Origin of the sequence: Saccharomonospora amisosensis, from assembly GCF_011761185.1 — a bacterium.
Taxonomy (GTDB): domain Bacteria; phylum Actinomycetota; class Actinomycetes; order Mycobacteriales; family Pseudonocardiaceae; genus Saccharomonospora_A; species Saccharomonospora_A amisosensis.
In genome coordinates this window covers 1,541,446-1,557,028 of sequence record NZ_JAAOYM010000001.1, presented here as the reverse complement: position 1 = coordinate 1,557,028, position 15,583 = coordinate 1,541,446, and the positions used below count along the sequence as shown (strand labels likewise).

At 70.9% G+C, this 15,583-nt stretch carries 11 protein-coding genes; 7 read left to right on the top strand and 4 right to left on the bottom strand.

The features are described 5' to 3' along the window. Positions 1 to 158 precede the first annotated feature (158 nt). Together FHU38_RS07590 and metF are read right to left on the bottom strand one after the other, a co-directional pair. Positions 159 to 1,832: a DUF885 domain-containing protein gene (locus FHU38_RS07590; protein ID WP_167168171.1), complete on the bottom strand. Its 1,674-nt coding sequence runs from the start codon at positions 1,830 to 1,832 to the stop codon at positions 159 to 161. A gap of 17 nt (positions 1,833 to 1,849) precedes the next feature. Then, complete coding sequence (metF, locus tag FHU38_RS07585; protein ID WP_167168168.1) at positions 1,850 to 2,734, bottom strand: methylenetetrahydrofolate reductase [NAD(P)H]; 885 nt, start codon at positions 2,732 to 2,734, stop codon at positions 1,850 to 1,852. A gap of 45 nt (positions 2,735 to 2,779) precedes the next feature. Here metF and FHU38_RS07580 point away from each other — a divergent pair, with 45 nt between their 5' ends. The 5 genes from FHU38_RS07580 (at position 2,780) to FHU38_RS07560 (ending at position 10,061) form a co-directional block, all read left to right on the top strand. Then, the gene (locus FHU38_RS07580) at positions 2,780 to 3,865 is read left to right on the top strand and encodes a polyprenyl synthetase family protein (RefSeq protein WP_167168165.1); all 1,086 of its coding nucleotides are present in this window, start codon (positions 2,780 to 2,782) and stop codon (positions 3,863 to 3,865) included. A gap of 37 nt (positions 3,866 to 3,902) precedes the next feature. Then, entirely contained in the window at positions 3,903 to 5,393 is a 1,491-nt protein-coding gene (crtI, locus tag FHU38_RS07575; RefSeq protein WP_167168162.1) for a phytoene desaturase family protein, read from the top strand. 10 nt (positions 5,394 to 5,403) lie between these two features. Next, positions 5,404 to 6,192 (top strand): LLM class F420-dependent oxidoreductase, encoded by a 789-nt coding sequence (locus FHU38_RS07570; protein WP_167168159.1) that lies wholly within the window; start codon positions 5,404 to 5,406, stop codon positions 6,190 to 6,192. 59 nt (positions 6,193 to 6,251) lie between these two features. Beyond that, positions 6,252 to 9,020 (top strand): helix-turn-helix transcriptional regulator, encoded by a 2,769-nt coding sequence (locus FHU38_RS07565; RefSeq protein ID WP_167168156.1) that lies wholly within the window; start codon positions 6,252 to 6,254, stop codon positions 9,018 to 9,020. A gap of 129 nt (positions 9,021 to 9,149) precedes the next feature. Further along, complete coding sequence (locus FHU38_RS07560) at positions 9,150 to 10,061, top strand: alpha/beta hydrolase family protein (protein ID WP_313886688.1); 912 nt, start codon at positions 9,150 to 9,152, stop codon at positions 10,059 to 10,061. A 109-nt stretch (positions 10,062 to 10,170) separates the two neighbouring features. On the opposite strand, the gene FHU38_RS07555 is transcribed toward FHU38_RS07560, so the two are convergent. Then, entirely contained in the window at positions 10,171 to 10,539 is a 369-nt protein-coding gene (locus FHU38_RS07555) for an Rv2175c family DNA-binding protein (RefSeq protein ID WP_167168150.1), read from the bottom strand. Positions 10,540 to 10,659: 120 nt separating this feature from the next. On the opposite strand from FHU38_RS07555, the gene FHU38_RS07550 reads away from it, so the two are divergent. After that, the gene (locus FHU38_RS07550) at positions 10,660 to 12,615 is read left to right on the top strand and encodes a PASTA domain-containing protein (RefSeq protein ID WP_167168147.1); all 1,956 of its coding nucleotides are present in this window, start codon (positions 10,660 to 10,662) and stop codon (positions 12,613 to 12,615) included. 193 nt (positions 12,616 to 12,808) lie between these two features. Further along, positions 12,809 to 14,155, top strand: a complete 1,347-nt coding sequence (locus FHU38_RS07545) for a wax ester/triacylglycerol synthase family O-acyltransferase (protein ID WP_167168144.1) — start codon at positions 12,809 to 12,811, stop codon at positions 14,153 to 14,155. Here FHU38_RS07545 and FHU38_RS07540 read toward each other — a convergent pair whose 3' ends face one another. Further along, the gene (locus tag FHU38_RS07540; protein WP_167168141.1) at positions 14,156 to 15,559 is read right to left on the bottom strand and encodes a class II 3-deoxy-7-phosphoheptulonate synthase; all 1,404 of its coding nucleotides are present in this window, start codon (positions 15,557 to 15,559) and stop codon (positions 14,156 to 14,158) included. Positions 15,560 to 15,583 lie beyond the last annotated feature (24 nt).

Below are 15,583 nucleotides of genomic sequence, written 5' to 3'. Positions count from 1 at the left end.
CTCAGGTCTGCGAAAGGGTGCCGAAGAGACCGCGCGGCGCCGAACACGCCGCGCGGTGGCTACCCATAGCCGCGCCCCGCTTCAGGAGCGTGGCGGCGGGGTGCTGCGGAAGACCCGGTGCATGTGGCCGATCATATCGGCGCGGGCGTGAAAGCTGCTCACAGGGCGGCGAGTTGTTCCCGCAACGTGTCCAGGCCCATGCCGCCCATCCGCAGCGCGCGCGAGTGGAACTCCTTGAGGTCGAACGCCTCACCCTGCCTGCGGCGGACGTCATCGCGCGCGGCAAGCCACAGTCGTTCGCCCAGCTTGTACGCGGGCGCCTGCCCCGGCCAACCGAGATAGCGGTCGATCTCGTCGTAGACGTGGTCGGGGTCGGTGATCGTGCGGGTGAGCATGAACTCCAGTCCCAGCTGCGGCGTCCAGCGCTGCCCCTCGTGGAACCCGGTGCCGCGGGGGATCTCCAGTTCGAGGTGCATACCGATGTCGACCACCACGCGAGCGGCGCGGAACAGGTGGGCGTCCAGCATGCCGAGCAGGTCACCGTCGTCGTCGAGGAAGCCGAGGTCGCGCATCAGCCGCTCGGCGTACAGCGCCCAGCCCTCGCCGTGCCCTGAGGTGAATCCCAGCAGCCGCTGGTAGCGGTTCAGCGTCCGCTCGTGCACCGACGTGCCCAGCTGCAGATGGTGCCCGGGAACACCCTCGTGATAGACGGTGGTGACCTCCCGCCAGGTGGAGAAGTCCGTCTTGTCGGCGGGCAGGGACCACCACATGCGCCCAGGCCGGGAGAAGTCCTCGCTCGGGACGGTGTAGTAGGCACCGACCCCGCCGCCGGGCGGCGCGATCCGGCACTCCAGCGCCGTCAGCGCGTCGGGGATGTCGAAGTGCTTGCCGCGCAGGGCGGTCACCGCCTCGTCGGACAGCCGCTGCATCCATTCCCGCAGCCGCGCCTGGCCGTGCACGCGATAGCGCTCGTCCTCGTCCAGCGCCCGTGCCGCTTCCGCCATAGACGCGCCGGGGCGGATACGGTCGGCGACCTTCGCCGCCTCACGCTCGATGCGGGAGAACTCCTCCCAACCCCACTCGTAGGCCTCGCGAAGGTCCAGTTCGGAGCCGATGAAGTAGCGCGACCACAACCGGTAGGTCTCCTCCCCCACCGCGTCCCTGGTCGGTGCCTGCGGAGCCAGCTCCGCCCGCAGGAAGCCCGCGAGTTCGGCGTAGGACTCCTGCGCGGCCCTCGCTGAGTGCCGCAGCCGCTCGCGCAACGTCGTCGAGACGCCGTCCACCGCGTCGGCCGACTGGGCGAGCTGGTCGAAGAAGCCGGTGCCGCCACTCATGCCCGCCCACAACTCCGCCTGCTCCGCGACCTTGCTGATCTGCCGCAACGCGGGCGCCCTTCCGGCCTCGGCCGCTGTGAGCAGCGAGGCGCGTACACCGTCGAGGGCCGCGGGCACCTTGGCCATCCTCGCGGCGACCCGTTCCCAGTCCTCCTGCGTCCGGGTGGGCATGAGATCGAAGACCATTCGGATCGCCTGCACCGGGCTCTCGACGACGTTGAGCGCGGCGACGTCGAGCCCGGCCTCGTGGATCTCCAGTTCGAGCCCGACCCGTTCGGTGAACACCGCCTTCGCCACCCGCTCCGTCTCGTCGACGGGTTGCGCGGCCTCGATCTCGCGCAGCGCGCGCCGCGCGAGTGTCGCCCTTGCGGCGTGGCCCTCCGGCGAGTAGTCGGTGAGCTGGTCGTCGTAGCCGGAAACGCCGATCGTCGTCGCGGCCACGGGGTGGGCGGCGGCGAAGTCGTCGACGTAGGCGTCACAGATCTGGTGGACGTGCATGATCCGCACGCTACCGGTCAGGCGCCCACCCGAACCAGGCCGAGCCTGTTAACGAGTTCGCGAGTGGCCTTGGACCGGTTGAACGTGTAGAAGTGCAGCACGGGAACGCCCTCCGCGAGCAGCCGCTCACACAGTTCGGTAACGACGTCGAGACCAGCCGCACGGAACGACTTGGGGTCGTCCGACAGCGGCCGCAACCGGTCCACCAGCCACCTCGGCGGTTCGGCCGCGGACAACTCGATGGTCTTGGCCAGCGTCCTCGGCGTGGTCAGCGGCATGATGCCGGGGATGATCGGCTTGTCGCAGCCCGCGGCGCAAACCCGGTCCCGCAGCCGCAGGAAGTCCTCCGCCTCGAAGAACAGTTGCGCGATGGCGAAGTCGGCGCCCGCCGCGAACTTGCGCACCAGATGAGCGGTGTCGGTGGCCAGGTCCGGTGAACGCGGGTGCCCGTAGGGGAAGGCCGAAACCCCCACACAGAAGTCACCGAGTGAGCGCACCAGCGTCACCAGTTCCTCGGCGTAGCGCAGCCCGTGGGGGTGCGGCACCCACTCGCCGTAGGGGTCGCCCGGCGGGTCACCCCGAAGCGCGAGGATGTTGCGCACCCCGACGGCGGCGTAGGAGCCGATCACGTGACGCAACTCGGCGACGGAGTGGTTCACGGCCGTCAGGTGAGCCATCGGCACCAGTGTGGTCTCGGTGGCGACCCTGGCGATGCTGCGGATCGTGCCCTGCCTGCTGGACCCGCCCGCGCCGTAGGTGATCGACACGTATGCCGGATCGAGTGGTTCCAGCTCGCGGATGGACCGCCACAGCACGGCCTCGTCGGCGGCGTCACGCGGCGGGAAGAACTCCACGGAGAAGCCCGCGGCCCTGCTTTGCAGTCGCTCGATCACCGACGTCACCGTGCTCATGCTAGTGACGAGTCGGTTCCCTGCGACGATAGAACCATGCCCGACTACGACGCGGACCTGCACGCTCACCTCAACCGCGCGCTCACCGATTTCCTGCGCCGCGCAGGCGAGCCGGTGCGCACCGCCGAGCCGACCTTCGCGCCCGCCGCCGACGCGCTGGCCGATTTCGTGCTCGGCGGGGGCAAGCGGTTACGTCCCACGTTCGCGTGGTGGGGCTGGCGGGGTGCGGGAGGAGACCCCGACGGCGGAGAGGCCGAGGGGGTGCTGCAGGCGGTCGCGAGCCTGGAACTGATCCAGGCCTGCGCGCTGATCCACGACGACGTGATCGATTCCTCCGATTCCAGGAGGGGTTCACCGACGGTGCACATCGCGTTCGCCGGTCGGCACGCCGAGCACGGCTGGCTGGGCTCGGCCGACGCGTTCGGGCTCGCCGCGGCGGTGTTGATCGGGGACCTGGCGCTGGCGTGGGCCGACGACATGTTCTCGGAAGCGCCACTGCCGCCGCCGACACTGGCCGCGGGCAGGCCCGCGTGGCGTGCCATGCGCACCGAGGTACTCGCGGGCCAGTACCTCGACGTGCACACCCAGGCCACCGGGGACGCCTCGGTGGAGGCGGCGCTTCGGGTCGACCGGCTGAAGACGGCGGCCTACACGGTGCAGCGCCCGTTGCATCTGGGCGCGGCGCTGGCGGGTGCGGGCGCTGAGGTGATCGACCCGTTGCTGGCCTTCGGCGCCGACCTCGGTGTCGCCTTCCAGTTGCGCGACGACCTGCTGGGCGTCTTCGGTGACCCTTCCGTCACGGGCAAACCCGCTGGCGACGACCTTCGCGAGGGTAAGCGGACCCTGCTGCTGGCGCTGGGCATGCTGTACGCGGAAGAGCAGGGCAGGGAGGGTGACGGCAAGGCACTCGCCGCCGCGGTCGGCGACCCCGAGCTCACCGACGAAGCCGTGGACCTGGTGCGCCAGGTGCTCGTGGACGTCGGCGCCGTGGCCGAGGTGGAGCGCAGGATCGAGGAGCTGGCCGACAGCGGGCTGGCCTCTCTGTACCGCGCGGCCCTTGCGGACCCGGCCACCGACCGGCTGACCGAATTGGCGGCACGGGCGACCAGAAGGACATTCTGACGGCGAACGGTTCGAACGCGGGGAAGGCGGGACGACCATGCGCACGGTGGCCGGACAGCGGGTCGTGGTGGTCGGAGCGGGTCTTGCAGGGCTTTCCGCGGCGCTGCACCTGCTCGGCGCCGGATACGAGGTCACCGTGCTGGAGCGAGAGCCGCGGCCGGGTGGCCGGGCGGGCGACCGCGGCGAGGCCGGCTACACGATCGACACCGGTGCCAGTGTGTTCACCATGCCGGAGCTGCTTGACGAGGCGTTCGCCGCCGTCGGTGAGAGCAGCCAGCGGTGGGTGCGGCTGAGCCGCATCGAACCCGCCTACCGGGCCCATTTCGCCGACGGCAGCTCGATGCGGCTGCACACCGATCCGGAGGCGATGGAGGCTGAGATCCGGTCGGTCGCCGGGCCCGAGGACGCCGAGGGTTACCGGCGGCTGCGGCGCTGGCTGACCGAGCTGTACGCGGTGCAGCGGGATCGGTTCATCGGGGCGAACTTCGACTCGCCGCTCGATCTGCTGCGTCCGGAGCTGGTCAGGCTGGCGATGCTGGGCGGGTTCGGCAGGCTCGGGCCGACGATGGCGCGGTTCATCGGCGACGAGCGGGTACGCAAGTTGTTCTCGTTCCAGTCGCTTTACGCCGGGCTGGACCCGATGCGGGCGCTGGCGGCGTACGCGGTGATCTCCTACATGGACACCGTCGGCGGGGTCTACTACCCGGTCGGCGGTATGGGCAGGGTGGCGGCAGGCATGGCGGCCGCGGCGGAGAAGGCGGGAGCGACACTGCGGTTCGGCGCCGCTGTCGGCGAGCTGGAGTGGTCGGGCTCGCGCGTGCGGGCGGTGCGTACCGCCGGGGGCGACCGCTTCCGGTGTGGCCAGGTGGTGCTGGCGACCGAGCTGACCACGGCCTACGCGCTGCTGAGCAGGCGGCCACGCCGGCCGGTGCCGCTGCGGTTCTCGCCGTCCGCGGTGGTGCTGCACGGGCGCAGTGGGCGGACGTGGCCTCAACTCGACCACCACACGATCTTCTTCGGCAGGCACTGGCGGCGGACATTCGCCGAGATCATCCGGGGCGGCACGCTGATGAGCGATCCCTCGCTGCTGGTGACCCGGCCGACGGCGACCGACCCGGGGTTGGCGCCACAGGGAAAGCAGGTGATCTCGGTGCTCGCGCCCGCGCCGAACCTGCGAGCCGGCGACATCGACTGGGCACGACTGGCGCCCGCCTACCGCGACGAGTTGCTTCGCGTGCTCACCGCGAGGGGGCTGACCGCGTTCGCGGAGGCGATGGAGATCACCGAGGTGGTCACCCCCGCCACCTGGGCACGACGGGGGCTCGCCGAGGGCACGCCGTTCTCGCTGGCGCACACCTTCGCCCAGACCGGACCGTTCCGACCGGCGAACCTCGTGCGTGGCGCGGACAACGTGGTACTGGCCGGCTGCGGAACCGTTCCGGGAGTGGGTATCCCGCCGGTGCTGATCTCCGGACGCCTGGCGGCGGAACGGATTCGCGGCGCTGCCAACAGCCGACGACGGCGTTAGGGTGTCGATCATGACGACCGCAGGCGACAAACCGGTCCGCATCGGGCTGCAACTCCAGCCACAGCACGCCGACTACGACGCCATCCGGCGCACCGCCGCGCAGGCGGAGGAACTCGGCGTGGACATCGTCTTCAACTGGGATCACTTCTATCCGCTTTCCGGCGACCCCGACGGCAAGCATTTCGAGTGCTGGACCATGCTCGGCGCGTGGGCGGAGGCCACGTCCAGGGTGGAGATCGGTGCGCTGGTGACCTGCAACAGCTACCGCAACCCGGAGTTGCTCGCCGACATGGCCCGCACGGTCGACCACATCAGTGGCGGCAGGCTGATCCTGGGTCTCGGCGCGGGCTGGTTCGAGAAGGACTACGTCGAGTACGGCTACGAGTTCGGTACGGCGGGCAGCAGGCTCGCCGACCTGGCTGAGGCGCTGCCCCGCATCCAGCAGCGGTTCGGCAAGCTCAACCCGCCCCCTACCCGCAAGATCCCCGTGTTGATCGGCGGTGGCGGTGAGCGCAAGACCTTGCGGCTGGTCGCCCAGCACGCCGACATCTGGCACGGCTTCGGCGACGTCGAGGTGGCCGCGCACAAGGTGGCCGTGCTCGACCGGCACTGCGCCGACGTCGGCCGCGATCCGGCGGAGATCACGCGGTCGGTTGGGGTGCGCGGGGCTCCGAAGGATTCCGGCCCGCAACTGCTCGACCTGGGGATCACCATGTTCACCGTCGGTGTTGGCGGCCCCGACTACGACCTGAGCACGCTACGCGAGTGGATCGCGTGGCGGGACGCGCGCAACGGCTGATCGTCCGGTTTGTTTCCGAAACCCTTTTCACGGCGACACCGGCGCGTAACACTGTCCGGATGGTCACCGTGTGTGGGGGCACGCCCGCGCCGGGTTTGCGGGTGCACGGGCGCGACCGTGAACTCGCCCAACTGACCCGGCTGCTCTGCGACACCGCCGCGGGCAGGGGCGGTGCGCTCGTCTTGCGTGGGATGCCGGGGACCGGCAGGACGACGCTGCTCCGGCGAGCCGCCGAGCACGCCGAACGGGATGGGTTCCTTGTGCTGTGGGCGGCGGGCACCACATCGGAGGCCGACCTGCCGCTGGCTGGTCTGCACCAGTTGCTGCTGCCGTCGCGCGAGCTGCTGCCCTCGCTGGAACCAGGCAGGCAGGCTCCGCTTCGACGTGTGCTCGGGCTCAGCCGGGACCCGTGCGATCCGTTGGAGCTGCGCGCGGCCGTGCACGCGCTGCTGCTCGCCGCCGCGGCGCGGCGGCCCACGCTGTGCTGCGTGGACGACGCGCACGAACTCGACAGCGAATCGCTGGCCGCGCTGGTGTTCGCGGCCAGGAGGGTGCGCGACCGCCCGCTGGCCATGGCGTTCGCCGCCGACCACGGTGCCGCGACCGGGGACCGGCTTGCCGAGCTGCCGTCGCTGCCGGTAGGCGCGTTGCCACCCGAGGCCGCGCTGCTGTTGCTGCACGACCGGCTCGGTGATCGTGCTTCGCCCGACCTCACCGACAGCCTGCTTGACCTCGCGGGCGGTAACCCGCTCGCGCTGACCGAACTCGCCGACGGCGTTACCGCCGAGCAGCTGAGCGGGCAGAGCGCACCTCCTGACGCCCTGGCGGCGGGCAGCACCTTGTCCGAGCGCGTGCGCCGCCGGCTGGCCGAACTGCCCGCGCGGGCCAGAACCCTCGTGCTGCTGGCGACCGCCGACGAACGGCTTGACCGGCGCACCGTGGCCGACGCGGGGCTCGACGAGGACGGTTCGGGGCTTCGCGACGCGATCGTCGCCGGGCTGCTGACCGTCGAGGGGGACGCGATCCGGCGCTGTCCCGACGTGCCCGCTGCCTCGCTACGCGCGGCGGCCGAGCCCGGCGAGTTCCGCGCGGCACACCGGCTGCTCGCCGACACCGCGAGGCTCCGCGGCCACGCCTACCGCCGGGTGTGGCACCGCGCTGCACTGGCGGCGGCGCCGTCGCCCGCACTCGCACGCGAACTCGATCGGGTGGCCGAGGATGCGCGGCGGGTGGGCGGGCACCGCGACGCCGCCGCGGCGAGCGAGCGGGCCGCCGCGCTGTCGGCCGACGAGGTCACCAGCGCACGCAGGCTCGTCCGCGCCGCGAAGGACCACTGGGCCGCGGGAAGGCCCGACCGCGCGCGAACCGTGTTGCGCAGGGCGGCCCCGCTGGCGGATGCCGGGTTGGCGGGCACGGCCGGGCTGCTGGCGGGAGAGATCGAGTTGCGGCGCGGTGACCCCGCCGTGGCGGCCAACGAACTGATCGGTACGGCACGACGGTTGGCTGGCACCCACCGCGCGATCGCCGCGACCACGCTGATGCTGGCAGGGGAGGCGAACTGCCTCGCGGGGGACAACGAGCGCTACTGCGCGATCGCCCGGGACGCCGCCGGGCTGCGGACGGCGGACGACACGGCAGGCCACACCGCGCTCGTGGTCGAGCATTTCGCCGCGATGGCGGCGACGTTCAGTGGCAGACACACCGAGGCCGCCACCCCGCTGCGCCGCGTGGTACGCCTCGGCCACGAGGCGGGCGATCCCGCGGCGAAGACGCTCGCCAGCCAGGCGGCCTTCACCCTCGGCGACGCGGCCGAGGCCAGTGACCTCGCCGCGCAGGCGATCGCCTGTGCCAGGCAGCGTGCCGAACTGTCCCACGTTCCCTGGGCGCTGGTGTATCGCTCGCTTTCGGCGTTGCTGACGGGCAGGCACGCGGCGGCGGCCGGCAGCTCGCTGGAGGGGCTCGCGCTGGCCAAGTCGCTCGGCCAGCCGAACTCCGAGGTCAGCCATCTGACGGTGCTGGCGTTGCTGGCGGCACTGCAGGGTGACCTGGCCACGGCCAAGCTCAGGCTGCGGGCGGCGACGGACGGCTTTCTGAGGCGAGGGCTCGGCAGGCCGGGTGCGCTGGCCGCGTGGGCGGCAGCGTGTGCTGATCTCGCCGACGACCGCCCGGCCGACGCGTTCAACCGGCTGCGCAGGATGTCACTGGGCCGGTCCATGCGCTACTCCCCGATCAGGGTCATGGCCGTGCCCCATTTCGTCGAGGCCGCCGTCCGCTGCGGCAGGCGGGACAGCGCCGAGCGAGCGCTCGCGGGTTTCGAGCGGTGGGCGAGCACGACGGGCGGTGCGGCGCGGATGGCGTTGGTGCACCGCTGCCATGCACTGCTCACCGAGGACGAGGGCCGGGCGCGGGAGCGTTTCGCCGAGGCCGTCACGCTGCACACCCAGGCTGGTTCGGCCTACGACCTGGCCTACACCGAGCTGCTGTTCGCCAGGAGGCTGCGCCGTGATCGCAGACAGCGGCGGGCGCGGGAGGTGCTGCGAGAGGCCGAGCAGCTGTTCGGGGAACTGGACGCGCGGCACTGGGTGCGGCAGGTCCAGCGCGAGCTTCGCGCCTCCGGTCATCAGGTGCGTGACGACACCGCCCGAGGGCCTGGCGAGCTGACGCCGCAACAGGAACAGATCGCGACACTGGTGGCCGACGGTGCGACCAACCGCGAGATCGCGGCTCGGCTGTTCATCAGCCACCGCACGGTCGATCACCACCTGCGCAACATCTTCACGCGACTCGGCATCCGTTCCCGCGTCGAGCTGGCCAAGCTCTACCGGTGAGTAGACACCGGTGATTTCACCGATGCGCGGCCGCAGCCGCCACGGCGAGAATCAGTAACCGTTCGTCACCGGACGAACGCAGCCGGCTATGGCAGCCGGGTGATGGTCACTGTGAGAGGAGTCGACAACGTGCGTTCCCGAGTCCCCCAACCGGGCAAGGGTGCCCGCGGCCGGGCGAGACGAGCGATCGGTGTCGTGATCGCCGCGCTCGCCGTGGCCTGCGGCCTGGCGGGCGCGGGTGTGGCCACCGCGCAGGAGAACCCCTACGAGCGCGGGCCTGACCCCACCGAGGACAGCATCGAAGCCATCCGCGGCCCGTTCTCCGTCGCCGAGCAGAACGTGTCGTCGTTAACCCCCGGGTTCGGAGGCGGCACCATCTACTACCCGACCGACACCAGCGAGGGCACGTTCGGCGCGGTCGCCGTCGCGCCGGGCTACACGGCCAGCGAGAGCAGCATGAGCTGGTACGGACCGCGCATCGCCTCACAGGGCTTCGTGGTGTTCACCATCGACACCAACACCAGGTACGACCAGCCGGGCCAGCGTGGTGACCAGCTACTGGCCGCGCTGGACTACCTGGTGGAGGACTCCCCGCTCGCCGTGCGCAGCCGGATCGACCCGGACCGGCTCGGCGTCATGGGCCACTCGATGGGCGGCGGAGGCGCGCTCGAGGCGTCGGCCGACCGGCCCTCGTTGCGGGCGTCCATCCCGCTGACGCCGTGGAACCTCGACAAGACGTGGTCGGAGGTCCGGGTGCCGACGTTCATCATCGGCGCCGAGAACGACAGCATCGCCTCCGTACGCACGCACGCGGAACCGTTCTACGAGAGCCTGCCCGCGACGCTGGACAAGGCCTACCTGGAGCTGAACGCGGCGACACACTTCGCGCCCAACACTTCGAACACCACGATCGCCAAGTACAGCATCTCGTGGCTCAAGCGGTTCATCGACAGCGACACCCGCTACGAGCAGTTCCTCTGTCCCGCACCCAGTGGCCTCGCGATCGAGGAGTACCGCGAGACCTGTCCCTACACCGGTTGATCGCCCCGACCCGGATGCGGTGGGTGTTCGGCAGGGTCGGTGCGGCCCTGCCGAACACCCACGTTCGACCGAGGCACGCGAGGGCCCGGGAGAGGGCGGCCCTGACTGGTCAGAACGCCATCGCCTGCGCTCGCCGCTTCACCTCGGTGCCGTGGCTGGTGCGCAGCGCGTTGATCGGCGTGATGCCGGGCAGCGACTCGTCCTCGGAGTACAGCCAGCGCAGCATCTCCGTGCGGGTGAATCCGGCGTCGGACAGCACCGTGATGGTGCCTGCCAACCCCTTGATCACGCCCGCTCTGGTGACGAAATCGGCGGGAATCATCAGCTCACCGTTCCTGCGCACGGCGATCAACTGGCCGTCACGAAGCATCTGCCTGACCTTGTTCAGCGACTGCCCGAGCAGCGCTGCCACCTCCCCCGCGGGGAGCACGGCGACATCGGCGTCGAGCACGTCATCAGCGACTGGGATCGCACTCACGACTACTACCTTGCCACAATCGGGGCCTGTCGCAGCAGGCTGAATGCTAATGGCCCAACGCGGGCAGGCCCGCGGACGCCCCCGGTGAGCCCCGTACCCCCGACCGTAGGATCGGATGCTGTGACGAGCACGGGACCCAGCTTCGCAGGCACGCTGCTCGACCGGCGATACCGCGTCGACGGACTGCTGGCGAGGGGCGGCATGTCCGCGGTGTATCGCGGCGTGGACACCCGGCTGGACCGACCTGTCGCGATCAAGATCATGGATTCGCGGTTCGCCGACGACCGCACGTTCGTCGACCGGTTCGAGAACGAGGCCCGCTCCGCTGCCCGCCTGCACCACCCGAACGTCGTGGCGGTACACGACCAGGGCTTCGACACCTCGGCGGGACCGGAGAGCAAGCGGGCGTTTCTCGTGATGGAGCTCGTCGACGGCGGGACGCTGCGCGACCTGCTCGACCAGCGTGGCGCACTCGACGTCCCGCTTGCCCTCACCGTCTTCGAGTCCGTGCTCTCCGCGCTGGCCGCCGCGCACGCGGCAGGCCTGGTCCACCGCGACGTCAAGCCGGAGAACGTGCTCATCGGCCGCGGCGGCGACGCGGGCGGGGTGGCGAAGGTCGGTGACTTCGGCCTGGTCCGCGCGGTCGCGGGCTCGTCGACCACGAGCGCCGACGTCATCCTCGGCACGGTGGCGTACCTGTCTCCCGAGCAGGTGACCTCGGGTTCTGCGGGCGCACCGGGCGACGTGTACTCGGCAGGCATCCTGCTGTACGAGATGCTGACGGGCCGCGTTCCCTACAGCGGCGACACGGCACTGTCGGTGGCATACCGGCACGTCAACGACGACGTCCCGGCACCGAGCCGCGAGGTTCCCGGCCTGCCGCCAGCCCTTGACGAGCTGGTGCTGCGCGCCACCAGGCGTGACCCGAACGCCCGGCCCGCCGACGCGGGCGCCTTCCTTGCGGAATTCGCTCGCGTTCGCGAGGAACTGGGCATCGCGCGGGTGCCGATCCCGGTGCCATCGGCACCCGTCGAGGAGCAGCCGGACGTCGAGCGCACCATGCCGGTCATGCCGACCGTGCCCGCGGCACACGGGGCCGGTGGCCCACGTGGCACGCAGGCCCTACCCCGCGACCCCCGTTACGCGGCGCCCGCGTCGGCGTACCCGGACACCGAGCCGGAGGCGCCCGCGGCCCGCAGCGGGTTGTGGACGGCGCTGTGGGTGCTGGTCGGCCTGTTGCTGGTGGGCGGTATAGCCACGGGTGTGTGGTGGTTCATGGGTGGCAGGTGGGTCGAGGTGCCCAAGGTCGTCGGCATGGAACAGCAGCGGGCGGAGCAGGTGCTGCGGCAGGCCGAACTCACCCCGGTCGTCACCGAGGAACGGCACAACACCACGCCCAGCGGCACCGTGATCCGCACCGAGCCGGAGAACGGCTCCCGTGCGCTGCGCGGCGAGCAGATCACCGTGGTCGTCTCGCTCGGCAGGCCCGTGGTGCCCGACATCGCGCCCGGAACCCCGCTCAACCACGCTGAGCAGGCGATTCGCGACATGCAGTTGACGCCGAAGCACGATCCGGCGGCCGACGAGTACAGCGCCGAGGTACCCAAGGGCACCGTGGTGCGGGTGCAACCGCGCCCGGGCAGCCAGGCCAATCTCGGCGACCAGGTCACCCTGATCGTGTCCAAGGGCCCACCGCCGACCCCGGTTCCCCAGGTCACCGGCATGAGCAAGCAGGAAGCCTTCCAGGCGCTACGGGAGGCCGGGTTCGAACCGTTCGAGGCCGGGGAGGAGTTCGCCGAAGGCGTTCCCGCGGGGCAGGTCACCCGCACCGACCCGCAGGCGGGTGCCACCCCAGGCAACGGCCAGCGCGTGGGCGTGTACGTGTCCAACGCCGTGGAGGTGCCCGTAGTCATCGGGCAGCCAACGGACCGGGCGGTGCGAATCCTCAGCAGGGCAGGGCTTTCGGCCGACGCCGACAGTGGCACGGGCCGGTTCAGCTTCGTTGTCGGACAGGACCCGTCACCGGGCACGTTCGTGGCACGTGGTACCACTGTTCACCTGGAGGTTATCCCCTGACCGCGCGGTCCTCGCCCGGCAACGTCGACACACCCCACGCGGCATCCGTAGATTCGTTCGGTGTGCGCCGCGCGCCACTGCCGCGGTCAACAGGGTTAGCGGGTCGGTAACACCGCGACCACGCATGCGTCATGTGCCACTGGTGAAGTAGTCACGGGAAGCGATTCGGCAACGACCCGCGGGGAGACCGCCCATGCCATCGGATCGGCTGAGCGCGCTGGACGTCGCGTTTCTGTGCCTGGAAGGCGACACGACGCCCATGCACATGGCGGCGGTCGCCACCTTCCAGCCACCCGCTGCGCTCGACTTGGGCAGGCTGCGCGACCTGCTCGCCACCCGCGCCGCTCGCCTTCCCGTGCTGCGCAAGCGGGTTCACTCCTCGTGGCCACCGTTCGGCGGCGCCCGCTGGCGGGAGGACCCCGGCTTCGACCCGGATCGGCACATAGCGGTGGAGACGTTGCGCGACACCTACGGCCCCGACGCGCTCGCGGAGTTCACCTCCGAGTGGATCGCCACCCCACTCGACCCCCGCGCTCCACTGTGGAACATCCAGCTGGTGAGCGGGCTGCCTAACAGCGAGTTCGCCATGCTGCTGAAGTTCCACCACGCGCTCACCGACGGAACCGGCGCCGTCGAGGCCGCTTTCGGGCTGCTCGACGACATCCTGCCGGGCCAGCAGGCACGCAGCACACGGCAGCGGCCGGCTCGGCAGCCGACCGGTGCCGAGCGGGATCCACAGCGGTCACCGTTGCACCTGTTGCGCGACACAGCCTCGACCGTGCTGGGCAACGCCACCGAATCGGCCGGCATCGCCAAGGCGGTGCTGCGAGCGGCGCGGCCCTACCCGATCTCCCCCACCGTTACCCTCAACTCCCGGCAGCGGCGGCTCGCGTTCGTCCGCGCCGACCTCTCCGACGTCAAACGCGTGCGCAAGACCTACGGCGGCACCGGCAACGACGTGATCCTCGCCGTGCTCGCCGGGGCGCTGCGCGAGTGGATGCTCAACCGTGGCATGCGGCCGGACGCGCGGACACTGCGCGCGCTGGTGCCGGTGAGCACGCGCGGGCGCGCGGCGGCGGACGGTGGGAACCTGCTCAGCGGTTACCTGTGCGACCTGCCCGTCGAGGTCGACGACCCGGTCGAACGGCTGTGCGCGGTGCGCGAAACCATGGAGAGCAACAAGCGGGCCGGGCCCTACCGTGGCGCGGGCGCGCTGCCCGTGCTGGCCAACCGGCTGCCCTGCGGAGTGCACCGGCTGGCCACCAAGGCCGCGGGCAGGGCAGCGCCGCTGCTGTTCGACACTGTCGTGACCAACGTGCCGCTGCCAGGACTGCCGCTTTCGCTGGGCGGGGCCCGGCTGCGCGAGGTGTACCCGTTCGTGCCGCTGGCCCCGCACCAGGCGCTGGGGATCGCCGTGTCCACCTACCGCGACAGCCTGCACGTCGGACTGCAGGCCAACGCGTCGGCTGTGCCGGACGTCGGCTCGCTCGCAGATGCCGTCGGCAAGTCGCTGGCGGCGCTGTACCAGCGCTGCCCCTGATCAGGCCCGCAGCATCTCGGCGACGAGGAACGCCAGTTCCAGCGACTGCTGGGTGTTCAGCCGCGGGTCGCACGCGGTCTCGTAGCGACCGGACAGGTCGAGGTCGGAGATGTCCTGGGCTCCGCCGAGGCACTCCGTGACGTCCTCACCGGTGAGTTCGACGTGGATGCCGCCGGGGTAGCTGCCCAGCTTGCGGTGCACCTCGAAGAAGCCCTGCACCTCGTCCACGACCCGGTCGAAGTGCCGCGTCTTGTAGCCGTTGGACGACTCGTGGGTGTTGCCGTGCATCGGGTCGCACTGCCAGATGACCTTGTGTCCCGAGCTTTCGACCTTCTCCACGATGGCAGGGAGCACCTCGCGGACCTTGCCGTTGCCCATCCTGGAGATCAGCGTCAGCCTGCCGGGCTCGTTGTGCGGGTCGAGCCGGTGCACGTACTCCACCGCCTGTTCCGGCGTGGTGGTCGGGCCGATCTTGACCCCGATCGGGTTGGCGAGGAGCTCCGCGAACGCGATGTGCGCACCGTCGAGTTGCCGGGTGCGCTCCCCGATCCACAGGAAGTGCGACGACAGGTTGTACAGCGTCGGATCGGCCGCGCTCGGGTCGTCCAGCCGAAGCATCGCGCGCTCGTAGTCCAGCAGCAGCGCCTCGTGGCTGGCGAAGATCTCGGTGGAGTGCAGCGAACTGTCACTCACCCCGCACGCCGACATGAACCGCAGCCCCCGGTCGATCTCCGAGGCGAGCGCCTCGTAGCGCTCACCCGCGGGCGAGGTCCGCACGAAATCCTTGTTCCAGTCATGCACCTGGGCGAGGTCGGCCATGCCCGCCCCGGTCAGCGCGCGCATCAGGTTCATCGCGGCGCCGGAGTTGGCGTACGCCCTGATCATCCTGCCCGGGTCGGGCACCCGCAGCTGCGGCTCGGCCACCAGCGAGTTCACGATGTCGCCCCGGTACACCGGCAGGCCGAGGGCGTCGGTGGTGTTGGAGCGCGGCTTGGCGTACTGCCCCGCGATGCGGGCGACCTTCACCACCGGCAGGCTGGCCCCGTAGGTGAGCACCACGGCCATCTGTAGCAGCGTGCGCAGGTTCGCCCTGATGTGCGGCTCGGTGTTGGACTCGAACGTCTCAGCGCAGTCACCGCCCTGTAGCAGGAACGCCTCGCCTCGCGCGACCATCGCCAACCGCTCGCGGAGCCGGTCGATCTCGGCAGGCACCGTGATGGGCGGCACACTCTCCAGCACGGTACGCACGCGGTGTACGGCCTCGTCGTCGGGCCACTCCGGTTGCTGCGCCGCCGGGCGCGTGAGCGCGTCGTCGAGGCGTTCTCGCAGCTCAACCGGCAGCGGAGGCAGCGAGGGAAGTGCGTCAATGGGGACGTCGACAGTCCAGTTCACGCCTACCAGCATACGAACAACCGCACGGACACCTTC

What these genes read in the sequence shown, in the direction of transcription:
- FHU38_RS07590 (WP_167168171.1), bottom strand. Translation starts at nt 1,832, where the DNA reads ATGCACGTCCACCAGATCTGTGACGCCTACGTCGACGACTTCGCCGCC.
- FHU38_RS07545 (WP_167168144.1), top strand. Translation starts at nt 12,809, where the DNA reads ATGCCATCGGATCGGCTGAGCGCGCTGGACGTCGCGTTTCTGTGCCTG.
- crtI (WP_167168162.1), top strand. Translation starts at nt 3,903, where the DNA reads ATGCGCACGGTGGCCGGACAGCGGGTCGTGGTGGTCGGAGCGGGTCTT.
- FHU38_RS07580 (WP_167168165.1), top strand. Translation starts at nt 2,780, where the DNA reads ATGCCCGACTACGACGCGGACCTGCACGCTCACCTCAACCGCGCGCTC.
- FHU38_RS07565 (WP_167168156.1), top strand. Translation starts at nt 6,252, where the DNA reads ATGGTCACCGTGTGTGGGGGCACGCCCGCGCCGGGTTTGCGGGTGCAC.
- FHU38_RS07570 (WP_167168159.1), top strand. Translation starts at nt 5,404, where the DNA reads ATGACGACCGCAGGCGACAAACCGGTCCGCATCGGGCTGCAACTCCAG.
- FHU38_RS07540 (WP_167168141.1), bottom strand. Translation starts at nt 15,559, where the DNA reads ATGCTGGTAGGCGTGAACTGGACTGTCGACGTCCCCATTGACGCACTT.